This is a genomic window from Psychrobacter sp. 1Y4 (genome assembly GCF_051847555.1).
Map to the genome: position 1 here is coordinate 1 of NZ_JBPYDE010001123.1, position 524 is coordinate 524.

1 protein-coding gene is annotated in these 524 nt (G+C 49.8%); it reads left to right on the top strand.

Features of this window, described 5'->3' with window-relative positions:
* The coding region (locus ACS8FC_RS20745; protein WP_439298173.1) for a DegT/DnrJ/EryC1/StrS family aminotransferase at nt 1–524 on the top strand (524 nt) is incomplete at both ends.

Here is a 524-nt window from a genome sequence, read left to right on the forward strand (position 1 = left end):
TCACTTGACGCATGGCGCGCACATCAACTTCTCAGGTCTGAACTACAATGCCGTACAGTATGGATTGGTCGATGGCACTGGTTTGATTGACTATGATCAAGTAGAGAGCTTGGCACGTGAGCACAAGCCAAAAATGATCATCGCAGGTTTCTCAGCCTATTCACAAGTGGTCGATTGGCAGCGTTTCCGTGACATCGCTGACGAGGTAGGCGCGTATCTATTGGTTGATATGGCACACGTTGCTGGTCTCGTTGCAGGCGGCGTCTATCCAAGCCCAATTCCTTTTGCTGATGTAGCCACCACTACCACGCACAAAACCCTACGTGGCCCGCGCTCAGGTATGATCTTGTCGCGTGATGAGAAATTAGCCAAAAAGCTAAACTCTGCCGTATTCCCAGGCAACCAAGGTGGCCCGTTGATGCACGTCATCGCGGCAAAAGCGGTTTGCTTTAAAGAAGCGCTAGAAGACAACTTCAAAACTTATCAGCAGCAAGTCGTGAAAAACGCACAAGCAATGGCAAAAG